This window comes from Paenibacillus sp. FSL F4-0122, from assembly GCF_038002845.1.
GTDB lineage: Bacteria > Bacillota > Bacilli > Paenibacillales > Paenibacillaceae > Paenibacillus_AQ > Paenibacillus_AQ odorifer.
The window spans coordinates 3,802,251-3,827,777 of the sequence record NZ_JBBODI010000001.1 but is presented as its reverse complement, the minus strand read 5'-3'; the positions used below and the strand labels follow the sequence as shown (position 1 = coordinate 3,827,777).

Annotated in this window: 22 protein-coding genes; 7 read left to right on the top strand and 15 right to left on the bottom strand. The window is 43.7% G+C overall.

From position 1 onward, the window contains the following. The first annotated feature begins 88 nt into the window (after nucleotides 1-88). Complete coding sequence (locus MHH49_RS16505) at nucleotides 89-928, top strand: phosphatase PAP2 family protein (RefSeq protein ID WP_254924631.1); 840 nt, start codon at nucleotides 89-91, stop codon at nucleotides 926-928. 95 nt (nucleotides 929-1,023) lie between these two features. Here the strand turns inward: MHH49_RS16505 and yajC are convergent, their stop codons facing one another. The 11 genes from yajC to MHH49_RS16450 form a co-directional block, all read right to left on the bottom strand. Beyond that, nucleotides 1,024-1,344 carry a preprotein translocase subunit YajC gene (gene yajC / locus MHH49_RS16500; RefSeq protein ID WP_038572999.1) on the bottom strand — a complete coding sequence of 107 codons (321 nt, stop codon included), beginning with the start codon at nucleotides 1,342-1,344 and terminating at the stop codon, nucleotides 1,024-1,026. Nucleotides 1,345-1,394: 50 nt separating this feature from the next. Beyond that, nucleotides 1,395-2,531: a tRNA guanosine(34) transglycosylase Tgt gene (gene tgt, locus MHH49_RS16495; RefSeq protein WP_036677666.1), complete on the bottom strand. Its 1,137-nt coding sequence runs from the start codon at nucleotides 2,529-2,531 to the stop codon at nucleotides 1,395-1,397. Between the two features lie 21 nt (nucleotides 2,532-2,552). Continuing rightward, nucleotides 2,553-3,581 carry a tRNA preQ1(34) S-adenosylmethionine ribosyltransferase-isomerase QueA gene (gene queA / locus MHH49_RS16490; protein WP_094903196.1) on the bottom strand — a complete coding sequence of 343 codons (1,029 nt, stop codon included), beginning with the start codon at nucleotides 3,579-3,581 and terminating at the stop codon, nucleotides 2,553-2,555. A 9-nt stretch (nucleotides 3,582-3,590) separates the two neighbouring features. After that, nucleotides 3,591-5,690 (bottom strand): SpoIID/LytB domain-containing protein, encoded by a 2,100-nt coding sequence (locus tag MHH49_RS16485; RefSeq protein WP_076105442.1) that lies wholly within the window; start codon nucleotides 5,688-5,690, stop codon nucleotides 3,591-3,593. 32 nt (nucleotides 5,691-5,722) lie between these two features. Beyond that, the gene (gene ruvB, locus MHH49_RS16480) at nucleotides 5,723-6,730 is read right to left on the bottom strand and encodes a Holliday junction branch migration DNA helicase RuvB (RefSeq protein ID WP_036677672.1); all 1,008 of its coding nucleotides are present in this window, start codon (nucleotides 6,728-6,730) and stop codon (nucleotides 5,723-5,725) included. A 36-nt stretch (nucleotides 6,731-6,766) separates the two neighbouring features. Beyond that, a complete protein-coding gene (gene ruvA, locus MHH49_RS16475; RefSeq protein WP_036677675.1) occupies nucleotides 6,767-7,384 on the bottom strand; it encodes a Holliday junction branch migration protein RuvA in 618 nt (205 codons plus the stop codon). Next, entirely contained in the window at nucleotides 7,381-7,884 is a 504-nt protein-coding gene (gene ruvC, locus MHH49_RS16470) for a crossover junction endodeoxyribonuclease RuvC (protein WP_036677679.1), read from the bottom strand. The genes ruvA and ruvC overlap by 4 nt, the downstream gene beginning before the upstream one ends. A 244-nt stretch (nucleotides 7,885-8,128) precedes the next feature. After that, entirely contained in the window at nucleotides 8,129-8,854 is a 726-nt protein-coding gene (locus MHH49_RS16465) for a BofC C-terminal domain-containing protein (protein WP_036677682.1), read from the bottom strand. Nucleotides 8,855-9,603: 749 nt separating this feature from the next. Beyond that, complete coding sequence (locus tag MHH49_RS16460) at nucleotides 9,604-11,730, bottom strand: CocE/NonD family hydrolase (RefSeq protein WP_081384052.1); 2,127 nt, start codon at nucleotides 11,728-11,730, stop codon at nucleotides 9,604-9,606. Between the two features lie 11 nt (nucleotides 11,731-11,741). Further along, nucleotides 11,742-12,902: a dipeptidase gene (locus MHH49_RS16455; RefSeq protein WP_340952123.1), complete on the bottom strand. Its 1,161-nt coding sequence runs from the start codon at nucleotides 12,900-12,902 to the stop codon at nucleotides 11,742-11,744. A 14-nt stretch (nucleotides 12,903-12,916) separates the two neighbouring features. Beyond that, nucleotides 12,917-13,891, bottom strand: coding sequence for an ornithine cyclodeaminase family protein (locus MHH49_RS16450; protein WP_340952124.1), 975 nt, complete (start codon nucleotides 13,889-13,891; stop codon nucleotides 12,917-12,919). 183 nt (nucleotides 13,892-14,074) lie between these two features. On the opposite strand from MHH49_RS16450, the gene MHH49_RS16445 reads away from it, so the two are divergent. From MHH49_RS16445 to MHH49_RS16435, 3 genes are all read left to right on the top strand, one after another. Next, complete coding sequence (locus MHH49_RS16445) at nucleotides 14,075-15,010, top strand: aldo/keto reductase (protein ID WP_339210600.1); 936 nt, start codon at nucleotides 14,075-14,077, stop codon at nucleotides 15,008-15,010. A 522-nt stretch (nucleotides 15,011-15,532) separates the two neighbouring features. After that, entirely contained in the window at nucleotides 15,533-16,723 is a 1,191-nt protein-coding gene (fabV, locus tag MHH49_RS16440) for an enoyl-ACP reductase FabV (protein ID WP_036687496.1), read from the top strand. Between the two features lie 162 nt (nucleotides 16,724-16,885). Continuing rightward, the gene (locus tag MHH49_RS16435; RefSeq protein ID WP_038573011.1) at nucleotides 16,886-17,806 is read left to right on the top strand and encodes an aldo/keto reductase; all 921 of its coding nucleotides are present in this window, start codon (nucleotides 16,886-16,888) and stop codon (nucleotides 17,804-17,806) included. A 210-nt stretch (nucleotides 17,807-18,016) separates the two neighbouring features. Here MHH49_RS16435 and MHH49_RS16430 read toward each other — a convergent pair whose 3' ends face one another. Both MHH49_RS16430 and MHH49_RS16425 read right to left on the bottom strand, forming a co-directional pair. Further along, nucleotides 18,017-18,799, bottom strand: coding sequence for a hypothetical protein (locus tag MHH49_RS16430; protein WP_341138283.1), 783 nt, complete (start codon nucleotides 18,797-18,799; stop codon nucleotides 18,017-18,019). Further along, nucleotides 18,796-19,737 carry an ABC transporter ATP-binding protein gene (locus MHH49_RS16425; RefSeq protein ID WP_341138282.1) on the bottom strand — a complete coding sequence of 314 codons (942 nt, stop codon included), beginning with the start codon at nucleotides 19,735-19,737 and terminating at the stop codon, nucleotides 18,796-18,798. Before MHH49_RS16425 ends, MHH49_RS16430 begins: the two co-directional genes overlap by 4 nt. A gap of 156 nt (nucleotides 19,738-19,893) precedes the next feature. Between MHH49_RS16425 and MHH49_RS16420 the strand changes: the two genes are divergently transcribed. The 3 genes from MHH49_RS16420 to MHH49_RS16410 all read left to right on the top strand — a co-directional run bounded on the left by MHH49_RS16420 (nucleotide 19,894) and on the right by MHH49_RS16410 (nucleotide 22,943). Beyond that, complete coding sequence (locus MHH49_RS16420) at nucleotides 19,894-20,631, top strand: LytR/AlgR family response regulator transcription factor (protein WP_076225223.1); 738 nt, start codon at nucleotides 19,894-19,896, stop codon at nucleotides 20,629-20,631. Beyond that, entirely contained in the window at nucleotides 20,624-21,913 is a 1,290-nt protein-coding gene (locus tag MHH49_RS16415; protein WP_076148069.1) for a sensor histidine kinase, read from the top strand. Before MHH49_RS16420 ends, MHH49_RS16415 begins: the two co-directional genes overlap by 8 nt. A gap of 400 nt (nucleotides 21,914-22,313) precedes the next feature. Then, nucleotides 22,314-22,943 carry a glycoside hydrolase domain-containing protein gene (locus MHH49_RS16410; protein ID WP_076098986.1) on the top strand — a complete coding sequence of 210 codons (630 nt, stop codon included), beginning with the start codon at nucleotides 22,314-22,316 and terminating at the stop codon, nucleotides 22,941-22,943. Between the two features lie 364 nt (nucleotides 22,944-23,307). Here the strand turns inward: MHH49_RS16410 and MHH49_RS16405 are convergent, their stop codons facing one another. Continuing rightward, nucleotides 23,308-24,999, bottom strand: coding sequence for a M56 family metallopeptidase (locus tag MHH49_RS16405; protein WP_256717826.1), 1,692 nt, complete (start codon nucleotides 24,997-24,999; stop codon nucleotides 23,308-23,310). Further along, entirely contained in the window at nucleotides 24,965-25,282 is a 318-nt protein-coding gene (locus tag MHH49_RS16400) for a BlaI/MecI/CopY family transcriptional regulator (RefSeq protein WP_076148066.1), read from the bottom strand. The genes MHH49_RS16405 and MHH49_RS16400 overlap by 35 nt, the downstream gene beginning before the upstream one ends. Between the last annotated feature and the right edge of the window lie 245 nt (nucleotides 25,283-25,527).

Here is a 25,527-nt window from a genome sequence, read left to right as displayed (position 1 = left end):
AATTCCATTAAATTCGAAACATTCCTTGAAAATATGTTAAACTGTGATCATCTGACTTCATTAAGAGATCAAGGAGGCTTCGATTGCTTTGTTTTACCAATCAATGAACCATATTGTTTTGTACACAGTTGCATTAGTAGTGATATTAGTATGGATTGGCTCTAAACGTAATCCAATCATGGCATTGGTTGAAATTGGGAAAGAGATGCTGCGATCTTATAAGTTTTTGTTGCTGATTGCAGGAATGTTTGGCGTATTAGCCATAAATAAATATGAACTGCAAATTGAACAAAAAATGCATCTTACCTCTGATTATACGCCATTTATATTTGGCCTAGAGGGTCATTTTGTCCAAGCCGTTCAGGATATATTCTACAGTCCATGGTTAACACCGATCATCGTCTTTTTCTACATTTTCATGCTTCAATCCGTTCTAGCAGCTTCATTAGGGGTCTATTTGTTAGATAAAAACCGGGTGATGTTATACGCAACCTGTTATGCTATTATTATCAACTATGCCTTGGCGATTCCATTCTATCTTTACTTCCCGGTAAACGAGGTATGGTCCTATCTGCCGGCAGGCGTCAAATTTACTATGCTGGATGTATTTCCGAAATTCGAACAGGAATATAGACCGCTATCCGGTCTCAATAACTGCTTCCCGAGTCTACATACGTCCATATCTGTTACAATGGCACTTCTGGCCTTCCGTTCAGGGAACCGCCGCTGGATGGTCATCACTAGCATTTCTGCAGTTGTAATCGTCTTTGGAATCTTCTATCTGGGCATTCATTGGCTTACAGATATGATTGGTGGAACCTTGCTAGCTGTGCTAGCCTCTACAGTTGGCGTTCAACTCGCCAAATTAACTTTGCGGGGACGTGAAGAATCGCTTACCGTTCCGAGCCGCGTAACAAATGTACGTTAAAGTTAAACTGCTAAATCGTAATAACCTTAAAGATCAAAAAAGCGGTGTCCTCTCCAATGAGAAGACACCGCTTTTTATGTACTTAAATAACAAGTCTATACTTTCTCTTCGACATCCGTCGCCACAGCGTGGCTGATGGAACCGCGATCAAAAGTCAGCTTAGTTACATCGTTGACCCGCAGAACCACAATATCATCGGAAATCTCCATGATCGTACCGTGAAGTCCTCCAATAGTAACGATTTTATCGCCCTTTTTCAGAGCTTTCAACATTGCGTTACGAGTTTTGGTCTTCTTTTGTTGCGGACGAATCAGCAAGAAGTAGAATACTACAAACATAAGGACAAAGGGACCTACCAGGCCTAGTATGCTACCTCCACCACCTGCGCCAGCTGCATATTGAAACGATTGAATCATATTTCTCCCCCCTTTCAAAGTACATTAAAGCATGACTCATAAATCAAACCCTAAAAGCCTTTAAGATTATCATATAATCCGTATTTGGCAAAAAACTCATCGCGAAAATCAAGCAGCCGATCTTCCTTGATGGCTTCACGCACTTTACGCATTAAATCCAACAAGAAGTGCAAATTGTGGTATGTCGTCAATCTAAGTCCGAAGGTTTCATCGGCTTTGATTAGATGGCGCAAATAAGCGCGGGAATAATTCCGGCATGTATAGCAATTGCACTCCGGATCAAGCGGCCCAAAATCACGGGCATACTTAGCGTTGCGTACAACGAGTCTTCCCTGACTGGTCATCGTTGTTCCATTACGGGCAATACGAGTAGGCAAGACACAGTCGAACATGTCCACTCCTCGGATTGATCCTTCCAGCAGCGCATCCGGTGAACCCACGCCCATCAAATAGCGAGGTTTGCCTTGTGGCAGCAGGGGAACTGTATAATCCAGTACTTCATACATTAGCTGCTTGGACTCTCCGACGCTGAGCCCCCCAATAGCATACCCCGGGAAATCCATGGAAGTCAAATCAGCCGCGCTCTGACGGCGCAGATCTTCATACATGCCCCCTTGCACGATAGCAAAAAGACCCTGATCGTTAGGACGAGCATGACTTTTCAGGCAACGTTCTGCCCAGCGCGTGGTGCGCTCCAGTGATTTTTTCACATAATCATACTCAGCCGGGAATGGAGGACATTCATCAAATGCCATCATTATATCTGAACCCAGGGAGTTCTGAACCTCCATCGCTACTTCCGGAGACAGGAATTTCTTATCCCCATTTAGATGGGAACGGAAATGAACTCCTTCTTCCGTAATCTTGCGCATGTCGCTTAACGAGAATACTTGAAACCCGCCGCTGTCTGTCAGAATCGGACGATCCCAGTTCATGAACTTGTGCAGTCCACCAGCTTCACGAACAATATCATGGCCTGGTCTTAGAAACAGATGGTAAGTATTGCTCAAAATAATATGGGCATCCATCTCTTTCAGCTCTTCAGGACTCATAGTCTTGACTGTAGCTTGTGTGCCGACTGGCATAAATGCTGGTGTCTCAATCACACCATGTGGAGTGTGGACTCTTCCAAGTCTGGCTCCGGATTGTTTGCACGTTTTGATGTGCTCATAAGTAATTGCTGCCATAAGTTAACCCATCCTCTTACCTTAATAAATAAACATTGCATCTCCAAAGCTAAAGAATCGGTACTTCTGCTCTATCGCTTCTTCATAAGCAGCTAAAATATGTTCCCGACCTGCCAAAGCGCTAACCAACATAACCAAAGTAGACTTTGGCAGGTGGAAATTGGTAATTAGCGCATTTACTACACTGAACTTATACCCTGGATAGATAAAAATATCCGTCCAGCCACTGCATTCCACAAGCGGCCCACCCTCACATTGTCTTCCGACCGTTTCAAGTGTCCGACAAGACGTTGTGCCAACTGCAATAATACGGCCGCCTCGTGCCTTTGTAGCATTTATGGTATCTGCCGTCTCTTGAGACATTACGAAGTACTCAGAATGCATAACATGCTCTTCAACCTTCTCTACAGACATCGGACGAAAAGTACCGAGACCTACATGAAGGGTGATATAAGCGATATTTACACCCTTAGCCTCAATCTGTTCCAGCAATTCTCGGGTAAAATGAAGCCCTGCGGTAGGCGCAGCGGCCGATCCCTCATGCCGAGCATACACAGTCTGATATCGTTCACGATCATCCAGTGTTTCCTTAATATAAGGTGGCAACGGCATCGTTCCCAGCCTGTCCAGAATCTCCTGAAAAATACCCTGATATATGAAACGAAGCGTACGGCCGCCCATATCAGCTTCGTCCTCGATAACGGCACGAAGCTCATCGCTAAAGATGATCACCGCGCCTGTCTTGAGCTTTTTCCCTGGCTTTACAAGTGCTTCCCAGCGATCATCCCCAAGATTCTTCAGGAGGAGCACTTCCGCCTTAGCACCAGTATCTTCTTTCACTCCAAACAATCTCGCTGGAATGACTCTCGTATCATTTAGAACAAGCGTGTCTCCGGGATTAAAATAATCAATAATATCGGTAAAATGCCGGTGAGCCAGCTCTCCATCCTCCTTATTCACTAGAAGCAGTCTAGAAGCACTGCGATCAGCGAGAGGTGTCTGGGCAATCAATTCTTCCGGCAAATGAAAATCATAAGCATCTACATTCATGGTCTGTCTTCATTCCTTAACTATAGTAACGTTCTTATAATAGTGTTGCAATATTTGCTTGTAATCATACCCGCTGTCTGCCATGCCTTTCACGCCCCACTGCGACATGCCTAGACCATGGCCGTTGCCTTGTCCAATGAACAGAAAGCCCGAGCTGTTAGTGATCACTCTGGCTGCAGAATCTCCACCCATCACTACAGTTCCACTGCCATTTACATTAACCTTCCCCGATGCGGAAAGCACACCAGCACTCTGCGAGCTGCTAATTGTGGCGGTAGCGCCGTCAGCGCCTAATACAGTATAACTTCCGGGTGCCACAATATCAAACAAAGTACTAGGTAATCCATTAAACGCGGAGCGGAACATATCAGGATATTTCACATTCAGAGCCTGACCATTAGCTTTCACCTGAATCGCTCTTCCAGAAGGACCGCGCTGAGTAACTTGCAGGTTAGAGATGCTGGAAGGGAGCGTGCTTGTTGTTTTGCCCTGCAAGCTTTTTAGAAGTTCAGCAGAGGTATACGGCCCTTTGATCCAGCTATAGCTGCCGGACTCATATACTTTATCCAGAGCCACAGCGTTCTCACCCGGATTCAGCTTTCCGACCGCACTAACACTGCTCTCAATAACTGGCAGAGGACGTATATTCACATCTTTGGTTGTAGCCGTAACTATATCGAGTCCGGCAGCAGTTTTGCTGCCGGTTAATTTAATATTATCTTCACGTGCATAACCAGAGGTACCATTCGCAAGCAGAACATAATACCACTTCTTAGCAGCAGCCGCCGAAACATCTTCAACGCTTGGAACACTAGCAAATACATCGCCACCATTCGCCCAAACCTCTGAAGGGTCAGCTGTCACACCACCACTATTGGAAGAAAATACAGCCTCAACAACTTTACCACCGCTCATCAGCACTTCACCAGCAGTAGTATCTACAGCTTTGATAATGGAGGGAGCTTCAGACCCGATTCCGTTATATACCTGACTAAGAGTAGTATCTACTACATTCGCTACATCAAAACGGTTGCCTTGCGACAGCGCATAGCTGCGGGCGGCGACAGCCTGAGCTTTTAGCGCTTCTTCCGGCCAGCTGGAGGAAACCTCTCCTCCCACTACGGCATACAAGTATTGCTCCAGCGGCACTACATTAATTACAGCCAGCGATCCGCTCAAATTGCTCAGTTCCAAATTTCCGCGATATGTACGCTTGGATCTTTCCACTAACTGAATCCCAGCCTCGCTGCCTGCCGCAAGAAATTTAGCATTGCTTCCAGAAACCAGATAATGATCGGCTTGAGTTTCACTGCTAAAATCCAGCCCGGCATCCTTACGCAGTATTAATCCGGGCGAGGTGGCCACAGAAACCGTAAATTGTGGTGCCGCCGTAGACACAGCGGCCTGAACAGCTGTTAAATCACTATCGTTGGCAGCTTCGCCTACCCATACCTCTACTTGTGCACTGCCGTCGTTTCCTGCCAGAAACACCTTCCAAGCATCTAAACCAGCTGCAGTGAGGCTATTAAGCGCCACATCTGCTTCCTGCTCCGAAGAATAGCGGCCAGCTGATAAATGTTTATTGCCTTTCACCGCTGGGGTTTGGTCAGCAGGAATGCTCAGCCCTGCTTTGACTACACGGGTAAGCCCATCCTTGGCAGCTGCTTCACTAGCATAGACGCCCGTGTACAACTGATACACAGTCGCTCCATTTCTGGAGATTGCAAAAATCTGCGGTTTATCGGAGGTGGATTGGAGCTTTTTAGCTGCATCCGCTGCTGTCTGCCAGCTTGAAGCCTCCATCACCTTAACTCTATATCCGTCCAGACTTATACGAATTTGCTTCTGTCCTGGGACAGATACCAAAGGAGCACTTCCTGCTTGATCCGACAGCAAAGTAAAGCTTTGCGTTGATTGCAGTGTTACTGCTGGCACAGTGGATTTATATTTACTTCCAATATCAGCATAAAGAGCAACTCGTATCGTGCTATTAGAATCGGCATGACTGGCACCCGCAGGGATCAGGAAACTTCCTACAGCAAGCGCAGCCGCAAGCAATCCTTTGCTTAGCGGGGCGACCCCTCTCCATTTCCTCTTCGTATGCTTCATCCAGCATCCTCCTTTATAATTGTAGTGACGAACTAGTGCTGCTCCGGAGGGAGCGGAAGCCCTAAATGATGATAAGCGGCCGGGGTTACAATTCTTCCACGCGGACTCCGCTGCAAGAAACCTATCTGCAGCAGGTACGGCTCATATACGTCCTCAATCGTCTGACTTTCCTCACCAATCGTAGCTGCAATCGTATCCAGTCCTACAGGACCGCCGCGAAAGCTTGAAATCATAGCACTTAACATCTTGTGGTCAATACTGTCCAGCCCACGCGGGTCCACCTGAAGCATCTTCAATGCTTCCCCAGAAATTTCAGGAGTTATAATTCCATCTCCGCGCACTTGAGCAAAATCACGGACCCGCTTCAATAAGCGGTTGGCAATCCGCGGCGTTCCCCGCGAACGAAGTGCAATCTCTTCTGCTGCATCGCCAACAATCTCAATGCCTAGAAGATCCGCATTTCGAGATACAATGTAACTCAGCTCATCTATGTTATAGAATTCCAGGCGACTGACCACTCCGAAACGATCACGCAGTGGCGCAGACAATAGTCCTGCCCGGGTTGTGGCACCTATCAGTGTGAACGGCGGCAAATCCAATCGTACCGAACGGGCACTTGGCCCTTTGCCGATCATGATATCCAGCGCGAAATCCTCCATCGCAGGATACATAACCTCCTCGACCGTGCGGTGCAAACGGTGAATCTCATCGATGAAAAGCACGTCGCCTTCCTGCAGATTCGTCAGCAGAGCGGCAAGATCGCCTGGACGCTCTATCGCAGGGCCGGAAGTTGTTCGCAGGTTCACACCCAGCTCATTGGCGATAATATTAGCGAGCGTTGTTTTGCCGAGACCCGGAGGTCCGTACAGCAGCACATGATCCAGCGCTTCGCTTCTCATTTTGGCCGCTTCTATATATACTTTCAGGTTTTCTTTCACCTGAGTCTGGCCGATATATTCTCCCAGATAACGAGGGCGCAAGCTTAGTTCTACCGCCTGCTCATCCATCATCAAATTCGCGGATATAATCCGGTCATCCATTTCCTATCGCTCCCTTTCTTTAGGATGTGTACGGCTTTACTTAGCTATATATAGCAGCCCTAGTGCTTTCTTCATCAGCACATCTACAGTTCCTGTTTCTGCTCCCTCTTTCTTCAAAGCGAGCCACACGCGGTCCAATTCGCTTTCGGTATAACCCAGCCCCTTAAGCGCATCCCGCGCCTCTTGCCAGGCCAAACCATCCGTTGCCTCTTCCGTTGGCACTGCAAACAATCCCGTTTGCATTGAAGCCATACTGAGTCCGTCCAGCTTGTCCTTCAAATCAAGGATCATACGCTGTGCTGTCTTTTTGCCAATGCCCGGCAATTTCGTTAAGAACGTTATATTCTCTTGATAAATCGCTGAAATTAACTGATCCGGTGTTCCACCTGTCAGGATTCCAAGCGCAACCCTAGGACCGATGCCAGATACCTCTATCAGCTTGCGGAACAATTTTTGTTCCTCACGAGTCGGGAACCCAAATAATAGCGTAGCGTCCTCACGTGTTTGGTAATGAATATAGATCGTTACAGGTCCTTCTACTTTGGCAAAAGCATAAGGATTCGGGCAGAATACCCGGTATCCTACTCCCTGCACATCCAGCACCACATATTCCGACTCCAAATGAACAACGGGTCCTCTTAAGAAATCTATCATTTTCGCAATACCTCATTTAATTTAGAATTAAGACTGCTCGAATGGGCATGACATACCGCTACCGCCAGCGCATCCGCCACATCATCGGGTTTCGGAATCGCCGATAGCTTCAGCAGCAGCTTCACCATTTCCTGGACCTGCCGTTTCTCAGCCTTACCATAACCCACAACAGCCTGCTTTACCATCATAGGTGTATATTCCGAGACGGGGAGACCCCGCTGTACTGCAGCTAATATAGTCACACCGCGGGCCTGCGCCACTGGCAATGCTGTAGTAACGTTGCGAGCGAAAAACAGCTTTTCTATCGCCACAGCATCGGGTTTATATTTATCAATGAGCTGACCCATGCCTTCATAGACATGCAGCAGTCGTTCTTCCTCAGGCGTATGAGCCTCAGTCTGAATACAACCATATTGGACGGGGGTCAGTTTATGTCCTTCCTTATCTACAAAGCCAAAGCCGACGATCGCCAGCCCCGGATCAATTCCCAAAATACGCAAACATGATCTCTCCTCTATAACAGGCAGATTATTCCACCGTTTTCATCCATTCCTCCGCCATGAAGCGAACATATGTATTCCTTCTAACCATTATAGCAAAAATCCCCCTTGCGGGAGAAAAAAAGTTTACCGTTTGCAGCGAAATGGCAACTTTAGGCCTACAGCTTAGACTCTTCCCCGTTTCATTTCACACAAAAAAGCTGCCCTCAGCCATTAATAATGACTTTTGGACAGCTTATCAAATCTATTGCTTGTTCTGCATGACATGCTCAGCAGCTTCGCGGGCATAATCACTGAAGGTAGACAGCACACTGTTGTACTCTTCAATATCCTGAACACGAATCCCCTCGTGAAGCTCTTTCCAAATATTTTCCGGCAATGAGGATTTCAGGGAACCCATATCCATTTGAAAAAAAGTCTTCAGTACCTTTTCCTGAACTGGCGGACCTTTAAACAAGGTCAAATTCCCAAACGCATCTACACCAATATAGGCTTCTTTTTTTATCATTGTCGATAAATCATTCACTTTTTGTTCCAGCCACAAATCCCCTTCTGAACTAATCCAACCGCTCCATTCAGGGTGTTCATTGATTATAGTCTTCAGCTGAAGCGGGTTCTTTACGCCTGGCAACGTCTGAATCTCTTCTCCGGACACATAGGTTGTTTTTAAATGAACGGTTCTGCTGAGCCCACTTTGGGAGATGGTTTGCAGCAGTTGTTCGTTATTTAAAGTGCCCTTCTCTTTTGCCTCATCACTGTCCTCGCCTACTTTAAAGACAGCTGCGGCTAACTCACTATCGGCACTATCCGCCCAGCTAGAATTCGTCAGCAGTCCACTGATTTCCTCAGGTACCTGCATACTGCGCCAAGCCAGTACAGTAAAAGCTATACAAGCAGCTCCTACCCAAAGCGCCTTTTTCCAACGTCTCCATCGCCGCCAAAGTTGTTTTTTTAAGCGAAACGCGTTCACGTTAATCCCTTCATTCTGGTTTTTCCCTATTGTGACCTAAGAAGGGAGCATTTATGCGCTTTTCTGTGAATAATCGACATTTCTCCAAAAATACAAGGTTGACCTTGCAGTATGGTTCAAGGTTTATGGTGTAAGTCTGGAAGGGCGATTCTGGGGAGAGGTTTCACATACCGGCCTTAGGTGATACCTATTTCATTACGATCGACCATTTTTTCCACCAAAGCTTTTGCTTTGCCAATAGACTATTTAGTTCTTAGTGTGCTATGCCATTGAATTGGGCGTTTGGGATGGTAGCGATGTAGGCGTTCTGCGTTTGCGTGATGGGGGGATGCGTTCTACGTTTGCGCGTTGTGCGGAGTGGATCTAAAACTAATTAGGGAAAAACTCCCTGAAAATAGCATATATTCGCTCTAAATGAACGAAATCAGGGAATTACTCCCTAATAAATAAGCTGTTTTCCTTAATTCCCGGGAATCAGACATATATTAGGGAGTTTTTCCCCAATTATATGTCTGACGACCAGAATCCAAAGAATTTCAGGGAGAAATTCCCTAATCGTTCTATAAGTGCTTTACCTTTTGCTTCATTTAAAGCTTAAGTTCGTTCTTCACTTATTATTTTACCTAGGCCTCACTCGGTGCTCACTCGGTAAGCCACTTGAAGCATCATTGGTCATCAAATGCTGCCTCAGCTTCAAGTGGTAATTTCTTTTACCTTTGTTCAGCATCTTCTTCGTATTAAAGTCATATTTAAGCGTTAGGAACCACCGGCAGCTTCACATGGCTCGGATACTCACGATTATGGTAAACGGTCTGCAGCACAGTAATCGCTTCTGAATCTTCATATGGATTATTACCTGTATTTGTATTAGGGAAAGCAACGAATTTGCTGGACGAAGTAACCGAGAACCGAATTCGGTGTCCAACAGCAAATCTATGGGCTATATTCGGCATGAAAATATCATATTTCTCCACCTGCCCAGGAATCAGCAGCTCAGGTGCTTCCAATCCATGACGGTATTTAGCTCTGACAATATAATTCGATAACCGAATGGAGTCCCCTTGTCCATTCACATCACTAAGCGTAACTACCCAATCCGTATCCTTGCCAGTGCTGGCAGCGTAGATAACAGCAGACAGTTCTCCGGCCACAGTCAGCTCTTCCGTCAGAATATCACTAGTGTAGACAAGGATATCATTGCGCAGCTCGTATTTCCGCAAATTTTCAGGCTCTCGTTCACCGCTATCATTCATAGGATCATGAGGATTATAGACATAAGTATCTTCAGGAGAATGTTCCTCAGGCGCTGCGAGCAGTTGCCCATCCCCATGTCCTGAATTCGCTCGCCCACCGCTGGAAAGGTAGAAGGAAGAAACTGTGGCTTCGGCAGGTGTCCAATCCGCGGACGTTCTCCACTGATTTTCACCAACAACATAATAAGAGGCTCTAGGCTCCTGATCTATTCCATTTGGAATGCCTTTGAGGAAGCGGTCGAACCAGCGCAGCACAGAAACATCGTAATCATAGACTACGGCATCATTGCCGAAGCTCACACCTTCATAGTCTCTGGCTCTGTTCGGCCCGTGCTCCCAAGCGCCCAGACGGATTTTGCGATTAGGCACATCATGTTCTGTCAGCATTCTCCAAGTCTCCGATACGCCGGCGCTGTCGCCGTCATACCAGCCTGAGATGACATACATAGGCACCTGCACCTGATCTCCGCGCTCGGTAAAAGTACAGTTTTTCCAGAAATCATCATACTCGGGATGCTGGCTCCACAGATCCCATGGACCTGATGTTTTGCCAATCATTTGCTGAGGGATCTCTTTAATCGGTCTTGCATCAACGGCTGCTTCCGGATTCACCGTAATGCCTCCAAAGATATCAAAATCCGTCCGAGTACCCACAGATTGAGCAAGAGTCCAAGAGAGCAACGGCCAAGAACAAAGAGTTCCCCCTTTGCGAACGGTATCAACAAATGGAGAGCCTACATTCACTTCATCCACAACCGCCTTCAGATTCGGGTGCCCACTGGTGGCCGCCGCCACAACAACAAAACCTAGATAGGATGCGCCCCACATGCCGACGTTGCCATCCGACCATTCCTGAGCAATAATCCAATCAATCGTATCATAGCCGTCATCCCGTTCATTATAAAAAGGAATCAGTTCTCCTTCCGAATCCGCCCGCCCCCTAACATCCTGCGATACTACTGCATAACCTTTATTGGCCCATCTCATAAAAATCTCTTTTTTTCCGTTGCGGTCATAACATGTTCTTACGAGAATTGTTGGCAGCTTGGTTCCCGGCTTAATGCCCTCTGGTAAAAAAACATCTGTCGCCAGCCTCACTCCATCACGCATCGGAATCAGATCAGTGCCCAGATCGTTTACACCATATTCTGCCTTAGATAGAAGAGGATCATCGTAGACCACTAACGGAGTCAGCTTCTCATAACCCGCTTTAACCATAAGCTCAATACCATACCGATTCGGTGTAAGAAAAGCGATAATCTCCCCATCCAAAGTCACAATGTCCAGAGCCGTCTCTTTGCGCAGCGCCCATACTTGTGAGGTCAGTTCGCGGCCTTCAATCTGCGCCTGATACTGGATATGCTTTTGATAGATATCGCCATTACTCAGCACAACCTCATAATCTACCCACTCCGCTTTAGCATAAGCGTCTAAATGTTTGTGGATTTTTTGAAGTGGAAGCACAGTTTTGAACTGTCCATCCAGCACATTGTCTTGCATTTGCGTTCTTCTGCGCGGATCGACCTTAGCGAGCATGATCTGTTGCTCTGTAAAATGAATTTTGCCTGTATAAACACCAGAAAAGTAGACGTTAAATGTAGTTGTGTGTAAGTAGGTTGTCATCTGTTTATCCCCTATCCGCAAATTTCTTCAAATACGCGCAGCCAGTTGCCGCCCATGATCTTAGCAATATCTGCATCCGCATAACCGCGGGCAACCAAACCTCTAGTAAAGTTAATAAAATAACTATATTTCTCAAGTCCAGCAACGGCTTCTGTAGAAGGTCCGTCTCCTTTGGCGAATCCAAGCTTGGGGGCGATATGTTCTTTAAAATAAACCAATGACCAGAGCACATCGCTCATCGGCCAATCCGTTCCAATTCCGACATGATCCACGCCTACAAGCCGGATTACATATTCGATATGATCCAGCACATGGTCAATAGTTGTATGTTTAGGGTCTTCATGAACAAACCAAGGCATAGCAAAAATACCAATGACTCCACCCGTCTTGGCTATCGCGATAATCTCCTCATCACTTTTACAGCGCATATGCGGATAGATCGCCTCTACACCCGTATGTGAAGCAATCACCGGAGTTGTGGAATAAGCGCAGGCATCTAACGTAGTCTGTTTCCCGCAATGCCCCGTATCTACAATGATCCCCAGCTTGTTCAAGCGCGCAATGAATCTTTTTCCAAAATTAGTGACACCGGCGTTCGATTGTTCTGCGCAGCCCGCCCCAATCTGGTTTTGATTGTTGTAGGTCAATTGTAGAATTCTTAAACCGAAGTTATAAAGTACATCTACTTGATCGAGATTCGTGCCCAGACCATCCGTTTCTTGTGCTGTGATAATGCCCGCTTTATGACCATTACGCTTGGCAGCACGTATGTCTTCGGCAGTTAAGGCTTTGATTAACCAATCTGCGGAATCGAATTGCAGCTGCACCTCTGCCATGCTTGTAATGATGCTGTCTAAGGATTCTAAATGAAGTTCACGGTTCCCTGCTGTAATTCCGGACTTGTACCACTCTTCCTTATACTCAGGGATCTCTCCGCTCGCAGATAGCTTTGTGATGATTTTTGCAGGCATACTGCTGTATACCATTGGCTCATCTTTATAAGGCTCACATAATTCTTTGATTCTGTCAGAGATAGAGTCTGGAATCGCGCTTGGAGATAAGGGACCTTGAAACAGCAAATCGATAATAATGTTCTGCTCATGCAAGCGTTTAGCCCGCTCCTCCTCTTGCTCCGTCAACTTGAAATCATACAGACCTTCATAAGTGCTCATCGTGTAGTCGCTCCTTAGAATGCAATTTCAGTGCCTTTATGTAATCTAACAGCTTCATTATATATAAAATTAGCTGCTGCTAAATCCTCTATGGCCAGCCCTAATCCTTTAAAAAGAGTAATGTCAGCCGTGGACCTTCTGCCCTCGATAGTGCCGCTGATCAGCTCGCCAATCTCCCCGACAATATGATCTGCTGTGATTTTGCCTTCGTTCAGCGGGATTAAATAATCCCCAGATTCATTCTGAGCGGATTCCAGCCGATCTACATATAACTTAGCTAATTGGACGGTCTCCGAATCCAGCTCACGATCATTGGGTCTACATGCGCCGACAGCATTGATATGTACACCCGGTTTCAGCCATTCTCCCTTGAGCACAGGTTCGGTGGATGCTGTCACGGTACAAATGATATCCGCTGCGCTGACTGCCGTTTGAACTGTCTCAGCAACAATGATCTGCACATCATATTTTTGGCTCATCTCCATTTGGAAATCCTGCGCCTTTGCGAGTGTCCTGCTCCATACTTTTACCTCACGAATGGGTCGAACCCGCAACATCGCTTCCAGATGACTTTTTGCTTGTTCACCAGTTCCAAGAATAGCAAGGATCTCAGCATCCTCTCTGGCCAGATATCGGGTTGCTGCTGCACTGACTGCCGCCGTACGAATGGCTGTGATCTTTTGTCCATCCACTATAGCTTTCAGAACACCCGTAGATGAATCGAATAGGGTAACAAGACCTTGATGAGAAGGCAGGCCTGAACCATGATTGCCGGGAAATACACTGATGATTTTGGCACCAGCTACCTCTTCATGCTGCAAATAACCCGGCATTAAGCCGAGCAGATTGCTCTTTTGTAAAGGAAGTACTTGTCTCAAGCTTTGTACGGCTTGTCCAGCGGACAGAGCCTTCAACACAGATTCCATAACGGAGATGCAAGATTCCATAGCTAACAATTCAGCCACTTCATTTTGATTAATGACTAGCATAAGACGGACCTCCTTCTCCTCATCATGATTGCACGAACGCGAATATAAAATTTTTCTTACTATCATAACTTATCCGGTTTAAATATTCATGTATAAAGCTGGAAGGCAAAATTTGTCCAGACCTCAGTTATTCTCTATACTTAATATAGTACGTATTATATTTCAAGGAGCTGACTATTGATTATGGCTAATAAAATAACTTTAGGAAAAACCAATCTGCAGGTTCTCCCACTGGGTCTGGGTGCCAATGCTGTTGGCGGGCATAATTTATTTCCGGGTTTAAATGATGAAACCGGCAGAAATATTGTGCGCAGCGCTCTGGATCATGGGATTAATTTTATTGATTCCGCCTTTATTTATGGACCAGGAAGATCCGAGGAACTGATTGGCGAAGTGCTGAAGGAAAGAGGCGGCCGCGACAATGTGGTCATTGCTACTAAAGGGGCTCACGTGATTACCGGTGACAAGATTACACTCGACAACTCTCCAGCTTTTCTAAGACAGTCTGTGGAAGACAGCTTGAAACGCCTCCAGACCGATTATATTGATCTTTACTATATTCATTTTCCTGATGAAAGCACACCTAAGGACGAAGCTGTAGGTGAACTTCAGAAGCTGAAGGATGAAGGGAAGATTAGAGCGATCGGGGTGTCTAACTTCTCCATTGATCAGCTGAAAGAAGCCAACAAAGACGGTCATGTGGATGTTCTTCAATCCCATTACAATCTGCTGCATCGTGATGCGGAACAAGATTTGCTCCCTTATACGCAGGAACACGGCATTTCTTTCGTGCCCTATTTCCCACTTGCGTCGGGCCTGCTGGGCGGCAAATATAAGCAAGGCGATACATTCAGCGACATTAGAAAAAATGATCCGCTATTTCAAGGGGAGACCTTTGCCAAGAATCTGGAGAAGGTGGACAAGGTTCGTCAGATTGCCAATGCCAAAGGTGTCGAAGTCGCACATGTCGTACTTGCCTGGTATTTGACCGTACCTTCCATCGATGCGCTTATTCCGGGCGCCAAACGTCCTGAGCAGATCGTTTCCAACTTAGAGACGCTGAAGGTGCAGCTGACACCTGAAGAGATCAAAACTATAGATTCCATATTTAAGGCGTAATCTAGCCTCATTAGATTAAGGGGTTGTCCCATGGCCACGAAATGGCTGCTGGGGCAGCCCCTTTTCTGCTTTGGTTCATCGGATGATTCGGATTAGTTAGTTGGATTGCCACGATTCGTAAGATTCGTCATTTGTTCGTTTTATTTCCTTCGTACGTTCTTCGATCGACCTATCCCAGCTCCCCGCACAATCCCCTATCGGACATAGTTGACCCGTAACGCAGCATTATTGCACATTTGGAATTCCAACGGACCTCATAGCCTCTATTGGCACGAAATACACCTAATATGAACCTTTTTCTAAGCAATAACGTCTCTGGGGTCCGAAACCCTGCTGAAAAGGCGATAAATTTGCATATAAAGTCATCTGGGTCCGTAAGCGACAGCGGATGGCAGTCGATCGTAGTGGAGAGCAGTCATTCTTCTCCAATATCCTAAATTCTTTGTATTAGTAAATATTGTTTGCTATACTTTCTCTGAAGTAACATTGGACTTTAATTATTATAAAAAGGGGAATTCCTTGATGATTATTCAACCTAAAACTCGCGGATTTATATGTACAACAGCCCATCCAGAGGGATGCGCCAAACAAATACAACAACAAATTGAATATGTAAAAGCACAAAAGAAAATTGAGGGACCCGCTAATGTACTAGTCATTGGTGCTTCTACCGGATACGGACTAGCTTCCAGAATTTCAGCCGCTTTCGGTGCTGGAGCCAACACTATTGGTGTTTTCTTTGATAAAGCTGCTGAAGGTCAACGTACAGCTTCTGCTGGCTGGTACAACTCCGCAGCTTTTGAACAACAAGCAGCGCAGCTTGGACTTAAATCTCACAGCATAGTTGGCGATGCCTTCTCCGATGCTATCAAAGAAAAGACCATTGAATTGATTAAAGCTGAATATGGCACAGTTGATTTAGTTGTCTATAGTGTCGCTTCACCACGCCGCACTCATCCGGTAACAGGAGAAACCTTCTCCTCCGTCATTAAACCGGTGGGAACCGCTTATTCGAACAAAACCTTGAACTTCCACACAGGTGAAGTTTCCATGACCACTATTGAGCCTGCCTCAGAAGAGGAAGTACGTCAGACCATCGCAGTTATGGGCGGCGAAGACTGGAGAATGTGGATCGATCAGCTTCAAGCAGCTGGCGTGCTTGCCGATGGAGCTACAACCGTTGCTTACTCCTACATCGGGCCTGAAATCACTCACCCTATCTATCGCGACGGAACGATTGGTCAAGCCAAACATGATCTGGAACAAACAGCGATCCAACTGAATGATCGCCTGTCCACTCAAGGTGGACGTGCTTTTGTTTCCGTGAACAAAGCTCTGGTAACCCAATCCAGCTCCGCGATTCCTGTAGTCCCTCTTTATATTTCTGCATTGTATGAAGTAATGAAGGAAAAAGGGCTGCACGAGAACTGTATTGAACAAATGTACCGTTTATTCTCTGAGCATCTTTACAGTGGGGGCGAAGCTACTGCTGACGGAGGCTGCTTGATCCGAATTGATGACTGGGAAATGCGTGAGGATGTTCAGACTGAGGTTATGAAACGTTGGGACGAGCTGACAACCGACAATGCAGGTGAGCTTGCTGATCTTGAAGGCTACCGCCAAGATTTCTTTAACCTGTTTGGTTTTAGAACAGAGGGTGTAGACTACGAAGCTGACATTGATCCTAATGTCGACATTCCAAATATGTATTAATAACTGACCTATAGACAAATGAGGTTGTCTCTGAAGTAGTGAATTCTACTGATGAGATAACCTCTTTCTCTTTTAGACAGACATTGGCTTACCTCCCCTCTTTATGATATGGTTTGATTGAATACTGCATGTTCTACTAACATTCAAAGGAGTGAGTCACTTTTGGTTAAAAAAATTAGTGTAGCAAACGGCGCACTTGAGGTGTCACAAATTTCGCTTGGCTGTATGCGGATTGCTGATCTATCTGCAAAAGAAGCAGATACACATGTACATAGTGCCCTAGAGCTCGGAATAGACTTTTTTGACCACGCTGACATCTACGCAGCTGGCAAAGCCGAAGAAGTATTCGCAGGCGTACTGGAGAACAATCCGGGTATGCGTGATAAAATGATGATCCAAACCAAATGCGGAATCCGCAACGGTTTTTTTGATTTCTCCAAGGAACATATCCTGCAATCCGTTGAAGGCAGCCTTAAGCGCTTGAAAACAGACTATATCGACGTCCTACTGCTTCACCGGCCTGATACGCTGTTCGAGCCAGAAGAAGTCGCTGAGGCTTTTGATATTCTGGAAAGCAAAGGTATGGTCAAACACTTTGGTGTCAGCAATCAGAACCCGTTGCAAATCGAGCTGCTTAAGAAAAATGTAAAGCAACCGCTGCTGTTCAACCAGCTGCAATTGAGCATTATGGTCACTGGCATGATTGATACAGGTTTCAATGTGAATATGACTAACTCCGGTTCAGTTGTTCATGATGGCGGGATTTTGGAGTACAGTCGCCTGCATGACATGACCATTCAGCCTTGGTCGCCTTTCCAATATGGCTTCTTTGAAGGCGTATTCTTAGATAACGATAAGTTCCCTGAATTGAACGAGGTCATTAACCGCTTAGCAGCTGAAAAAGACGTAACCAATACAGCTATTGCCATCGCATGGATTCTCAGACATCCGGCAAATATGCAGCCTGTCGTTGGCACAACTAATACACAGCGCTTGCGTGATATTGCCAAAGCTTCCGATATAACTCTCACTCGGCAAGAATGGTATGAAATCTACCGTGCTGCCGGCAATGTCCTTCCATAAACACTTAAAGCCACGAGGTACGTTATTAACGTACGCCGTGGCTTTTTTGCCAGAGAGCGATTCAATCTTCACGTTCTAGTTAAACTAGATAGACAGCGTCAAGATATTCGTATACTCACAAAAAGAACACAAAAAATTATAACTACTACCGAAATACTTAAGATCACAGTTGTTCTTTTGTTATGCTTTTTCATAATCCATCCTTCCTCTCTATAGATGCACATCTCTCTTTTCAAAAGAAATTAAAGCAACGCTCAAGCAAACCCCTATGATTACAACAGGAATTAGGATCATACGAATACCCTCGTTTAGGGTATATATCTCATGTGAATTTACAGCAGAGAATTTAAAAATTTGCGTCGTTAGCGTATTTTCAGAAATCACTCGCAGATATACATACGAAGAGTCTTTAAGATAACCACTGAGCAGAAAATCGCCAAATACAAAAACAAAAGTGGCAATTACAGCGGTAGCCGATTTTTTCATCAATACTCCTAACAACAGTACGACAGCGGAATAAGCTGCGAGATACAAAATATTGAATCCAATAGCCCCCATAGCAACGATAAACTTCCCCTCTAAGCTTTCATTTCCGATATGGGAACCCGTAACAAACGCTGCCAGCATGCACAATACATAAAAAAGACCAAAAAATTGAATTACCCACCATACTACAACTTTTAATTCGGTTAGATATTTTCCCAACAAATATAATGACCTGCGCTGACCCGAAGCGATAATGGTTTGGACCGACCCATACTCAAATCCCTCGGTAGCAAAAAAACAAACGTAAATCGGAATGATGAAATACAGAAAAAAAGATAACTGAATGCTAGTGATTAAAGGCTCTAAAGGACCATCTATATCAAATCCTACTTGTACCCCCATCCAAACCAGTAATAAGGCACTTCCAAACAGCAAAAGAAGACTTATCCCCTTGAACATAGGATCTTTGGTTACATAATAAGCTTCAGCCTTAAGAAAATTCCTCATTCGTTACCTCCAGCAATTAGATCCATATAATAGTTCTCAAGATTTGGAGCCGACAGGTTAATCCCTTCAATATGGATGCCCTGCGTCAGAAAAAGAGACATCAGCTCTTCCAGATTTGTACTCTCTTTAGGAATTTGAATTTCTCCAGCTTCGGTGATCGTAATGGTTTCTAGTTGGAGTTCACTTTTTAAAATCTGAAGTGTCGCTGCGGGATCAGCCGTTCGAATACAGATCTTTGTTTCCGCCGTATATAAGAGTTCCTCCGCAGAAGCTTCTTTGATTAACCTTCCTTTATGAATAAAACCGTATTGGGTCGCTAGTAGCTGCAACTCACTTAAAATATGACTGGAGATTAGTATAGTCACTCCTTGTTCTTTGGAAAGCTTCTCCAGGATCTTTCGCACTTCTACAATGCCTGACGGATCAAGACCATTAATAGGCTCGTCCAATACCAGAAATTTGGGATCGTTAAGTAGAGCAATAGCCAGACCTAAACGTTGTTTCATCCCAAGGGAGTATTCTGAGGTTAGCTTAGAACCGGCATCTGCCAGAGATACTGCCTGCAATACTTCCGCAATTCTGCTCTTATCCTTAATCCCAAACGCATGGCAATAAAACGTAAGATTTTGCTTCGCATTTAGATTAGGATAAAGCGCTGGCCTTTCAATTAGAAATCCAACCTTTCGCCTTGCCTCGTGAACAGCTTTTGTGTCCATTTTTTCAAAAAGAGAGATTTCACCATGTGTCGGATGTACCAATCCGCCTATAATTTTCATTAATGTAGTTTTACCTGCCCCATTTTCGCCAACAAACCCATAAATATCTCCTACCCCAATCGTCATATAGACATCCTGAAGCGCAAAAGACTCTCCGTATTGTTTGCTTAAACCTCTGGCCTCAAAGATCGTTTGCGTCAAATCAAACACTCCTCTTTTCACTTTTCCACATCCTATCATGTTGCCATGGACACTACATTCAAACTGTAACAATCAAGTTAGTTAATGTAATTATTAAGAAGGATTTGTATAATGTGACTTATATGGTCGACAAATTCCCGGATATTTTGGACAATTCTTGGCGAAAGGAATGATAAAGTGATACGTATTGCTGTCTGTGATGATGACTTTCCCACTACTGAATTAATAGAGAGACTTATTTTGGAGACTCAACCTAATTTCACAAGGAAAATAGAGGTCTCGATCTTTTATTCCGGAGAAAGCTTCACTAAGGCCATTCAAGAGGCCTGCGCGTTTGATATTATTTTTATGGACATTGAAATGGCGGATATGGATGGAATAAAAGCTGGGTATGTACTGCGGGGAAATGATGAAAATGATCTAGTGCAGCTTATCTATGTCTCTAGTCATGATGAATATCATCTGCAACTCTTCGATGTTCAGCCCTCGGGATTTATCAAGAAACCTATCGATTCAGAGATATTTAAGCACAAACTGATTTCTACGATTGAAAAAGTAATTCGCAAGCTGCAGCAAGGCAAAAAAAACTTCTTATCACTACAGCAAAAAGGAAAAGAAATTCTAATCCCCTATCGAAATATCATCTATCTGGAAAGCAACCGGCGGAGAATTATTCTTTATTCCTGCAAGGATCAACATGACTACTACAGTACACTAAACGAGGAAGAGCAGAAGCTTCCTGTGAGCGATTTTGTCCGAATCCATCAATCCTACATCGTTAACTTTTACTTTATTAAAGAAATCAGGAACCAGGGAGTAATTCTCCTAAATGGCGAAGCCTTACCCATTAGTGCAAAATACAGTGCCGATTTCAAGAAAAAATATCTGAAATTCAGGGGGAGTCTTGTTGGATAATATCTTTCTGGAGGAGTTATTTTATCTAGTAACGCTTCCACTTTTACCTATCATTATTCATTACTTCTACAGGCATTGTTTCGTTAGCCGACTTACCACCAAAGCCAATCTTGTTATCGTGTACTCCCTATATTTCCTCTGTATTGTCTTTCTGCACTATAGCTCACTGCCAGGCTCAATCCTACTCACGCTCAATATTGGCCTGATTGCTCTCTTATCTTTTTTTTACAATGGAAATATCAAATGGCGGATCGTTGCCGCTCTTTTTCTGGTTGCGCTTATTACGCTTAGTGAGTTATCATTACCCCTATTTTACTCGACAAAGGGATATATTCTGAACCAGTTTCTTTCCAAGCTGCTGATGTTTATATTAGCTTTTGTATCCGTGCGCGTAGCTAAAGCCTTTGGAAATGGCGGGTTATCTAAATGGTATTGGGTTCTATTATTTATTTGCCCTTCTATAAGCACACTAGGGATCTACAGCTTCGCATCCAGCCTTTATATGCAGTCCTTCCCTACCCTTGTTCCAATCCTGTCCACAGGGCTACTCATTATAAATTTATTGATATTTATCTTATGCGACCGTATGTTAGTTATCCAATCTGCGCAGAACCAAAGTTATTTACTTGAGCAACAAAATGCTTACTATGTAAATCAATATCTTTTGACAAAAGAAATACAGGAAGAATCTTTTAAGTTCCAGCATGATATTAAAAATATTCTCATAGGTTTACGCGCAAAGGTACAATCCGGTGAAGCTGCCAATCTGAATGAGTTGGACAACTTACTGGGGCAAATAGACAACCCAATAGGCGTTAGCAATAGCGGGAATACGATTATTGATTCCATTATCAACTACAAGCAGCAGGTCGCTGAAAAGCATCAGATCCCCTTCAAGTTAGACTTGAACATCCCTGCACAGCTGACGCTCGACACCACAGTTATCAGTGTGATTTTAGGAAATGCACTGGACAATGCCATTGAAGCTTGTTGCGATAAAAGAAATGAAGAGTGCTATATAACCATACATATGCATTATCTTAATGAAAGCTTGTTCATCCGGATTCAGAATCCTTATGTGAATGAAATTCATACGAATCGTTTTGGCGACATCTGCTCCACAAAAACTAATAAATCCGGTCATGGTATAGGCTTAAAAAGTATCCAGAAGGTCGTAGAGGATAGTAATGGCTTAGTAGATATTTCATATAACAATAATCTATTTCAAGTCGAAATTGTTCTTTTTATGGTCGCCTGTAAAAAAAGGAACAGCCTATCGTAAGTACAATAGGTTGTTCTTTTTTAGTTAACAGTGAGATGAATCGAACCTCCACAGTTGGACATTAGAAAGAGAACGAAATGCACTAGGAGAAAACCAACTCTCCCCTAACAAACTTAAGCGAAATTTAATAAAAATCTCAATAAAAATGCAGATCTGTTCTTCTTTTTCTAAATTAGATTTATAAATATGCTAGTTACTCCTCAAACAATGAATCTAGCACGGTTGTACCTCATATCCAACTAAAGTCAATTGCCTCTTTTATATCTACTAATTTATTCCCCCAAGAACTTGTGAACTATTTCTCATATACTATTTTAGGTTGGCGCCAATCTTTCTCATAGAGGTCTTATGAATGCAGTTTAAAGAAATCTATCTAATAATTTGAAAGAAGGAAACCACATTGGTACTGGGTTGTGATACTGCAACAAACGTTACTTCAGCAAGATTGATGACACTTCAAAATAATAACTTTACATTTGTTGGACGATACCTGAACCGTGTAGAAGGTTCTCATGACGGACTTACAGATGCTGAGATTACACGAATTTCTAATGCTGGGCTGTTCATAGTATCCCTTTATGAAAACAAAGGTGGAACAACTGTCAGTTACTTTACGAATGCACAGGGTGTTAGTGATGCGAAAGATGCTGTGGAATTGGCAAATGACTTCGGACAAACGAATGCCACTCCGATTTATTTCGCCGTGGATCGCGATATGACCACTACTCAAATTACTGGAAATGTTGTGCCTTATTTCCAAGGGATAATGTCAGTTCTAAACAGCAGCACTCAAAATCCTAACGGTTATAAAGTGGGAATCTACGGTTCAAGAGCTGTTTGTGCCTACATCCGCGGCTCCTTCTCAGCTACGACACGTTATACTTTTATCGTCGATAATAGCTGGGCAGGGACTTTCAATGATTGGAACTTACGTCAATATAATTTTAACACCACGCTTGGCTCAGGCAACGGTCAGATTAAGATTGATTACGTAGAGTCATCTTCTCATGGAGGAGGGGGTTGGAAATAGTAACCTATTTTATTCAAATTGAGAAACAAATAGAAGGGATCCTTTAGCCTCCGAATTTTCTCACTGCTGCATGTACCGCTTGATACCCTATAATATCCTATAAGAAGTTGCATCTGTAATACAACATATTAATTCATTGGATTCATGTTATTTTTTAATCAATGAACGTTGCAAAATTGGATCCCTTACAATTCGCTAATACTCTTTTCGAATATTTCTCTCATAGGCTTCTATCCTTAGGCATACTTTAGGATAGAAGCCTTTTTGACTTTAGTTCGGGAATTAGTATTCATCGTATCTATTTTTCCATTATCTGAGATCCCATTGGACAATCAAAAAGCGGCCATTCCAATGGCCGCTTTTTTTAAGGATTTAGAAGCTTATCATAAGCTTCATCATAAACCCAAGTGATTCCTTCATCTTTACTGGTAAGATATATAGTTCCTGCCACACCGGTATCTTGATCAATTAACGAGATAGGGAACAGTCCTTCCTTTCTATTAAAGATAGGAGAAAGGGGATTTTTTTTATATTTATCAAACTTTTCTGGAAGCGATACAGCAAGCCTTTCCCAAGTTTGCCCCTGATCTTTGGTCCAATAAATTACAGGACCCTCATCCATATAATATCTGTACCCTAAAAACCCGATATCCGAACTAGAAAATCCCACGCCGGTCAAATGTTCCGAATAAATATCATTTGGATTGCCTATCTCTTTCCACGTCTTACCTCCGTCAGAGGTTTGATATACATAATTCAGCGCACTCCCAACTCCTTGTGAAGCACCACTGACCAGCCAACCATCATTTTTATTCGTGAAACCGATAAATTTTGTTTCATATCCCATTGCTCCAGGAATAGGATAGTCATTCCATGTCTGTCCCTTATCATTACTGATTAAAACATGCAGCGGCAATGATTTTCCATCTGCAAAACCATAAACAATAGCTGTTTTATCCTCGGATATAAAATAACCGGTGTTCTCTTGCCCCATTCCCAGAACCCCTCCGGTCGTATCCAATTTTAATGGCACATTTGCTTTAACATCTCCATTCCGATATGAAACAGAAACATTCCCCTCTGCATCTATGGAGTACGAATTGCCAGCATCATTAACAACAACTTGCTCCCCATCAAAGCCAATGGAATAGATCGTGCCGGGTTTGATGAATTCGGTGCCTTTTATATTAGTGCACGACGCCAACACGCTGATTACCCCGATCAAAAGCAGGACGGTATAAAATAGAGTGATGCCGTTTCGTTTTTTCTTCGTATTAAGAATAGATATAAATCGCTCTTTCATAGAAATTTCCCCTCCTGAAAAGTTAGTTGATAAAGCCAAAAAGCGGGGATCCGAATTCTGTATGACAGATAAGATAGCCTCACAATATTTTTTACGGTAAGATAAGCTTCGTGTACCCACTACCGTCTCATCACAGTAAATTTCAATTTCACGTCCTGCTTGGCGTACCATGAACCACACGAAAGGATTAAACCAATGAATTGCATGTACAATTAAGAGGAGTATCTTATATATAATGTCATGTCTCTTATAATGAACTAACTCATGCTTGAAGATAAATTCAAGCTCTTCATCGTTATATTGATCATGCGGCAAGAAGAGAATCGGCTTGTAAAAACCAACTAACATTGGATTTGGAACCTTTTCACTAATTAAAACGGTGATGGATAATTTTATTTTCATTTCTTTATAAACTTGGTTTATTTTCAATACCATCTGGTCACTTAAAAGAGAATTACTCCAACGAAGAGACTGTTTTCTGAAAAAGTAGTAACTGGTAAAATGATAAAGCAAAAAAAGTACGAACCCGGAAAACCAGAGCCAAGTTAAGATGTCCATAAGAGATGGTATATGATTTAACGATGCGGCCTGCTGAACAGGATGAGAAATCCCTGACACATCAATTTGTATGCTGTTGGAGGGAATGTCTTGAAACACTGTACTTATCTTTGAGCTATCAGGAAGCGGAATCCGTACGACATTATTGGCAAACGAAATGTTAAATGGAAGTAGCAAGCGTATAGTCAAAATCATCCATATCCAATATTTCCATTTTGCCGATTTTCCCTTCACATTCCTTATAATCCGTTTCTGAGATGGCTGCACGATAACTATTGCTCCGTCCCTCCTTTTCACAATACAGAAATCCTTTATCAACGAGTCGCGAAAGTACCGTCATTAAAGTAGCCAAAGCCCAATTTCGTTTATTACGTAATTGATTCGATATGTAGGAAGAACTCACTGGATTCCCAGTTTTCCAAATGACAAGCATAATTTCTAACTCTGCATCAGGTAGCTTCTTAATTTCATTAATCATGAATCAACCTCCATATTATACAGTTGTATAACTGCTTCTATTATACAACTGTATAAATAAAATGCAAGTCATCTTTTCTTTTGTTTCTATAAATTAGAGACGTTGAAAAGTAGGAAAAGGTTTGCACTTTATAGTATCAATGCTAAATCATCGAATGCGAAGCTAACGGTATACACTAGAACTTTGGAAATAGGGTAATTCAGAAGTAGTAGTAGAGGAAAACCTAATGCTCCTATTAGAAATTC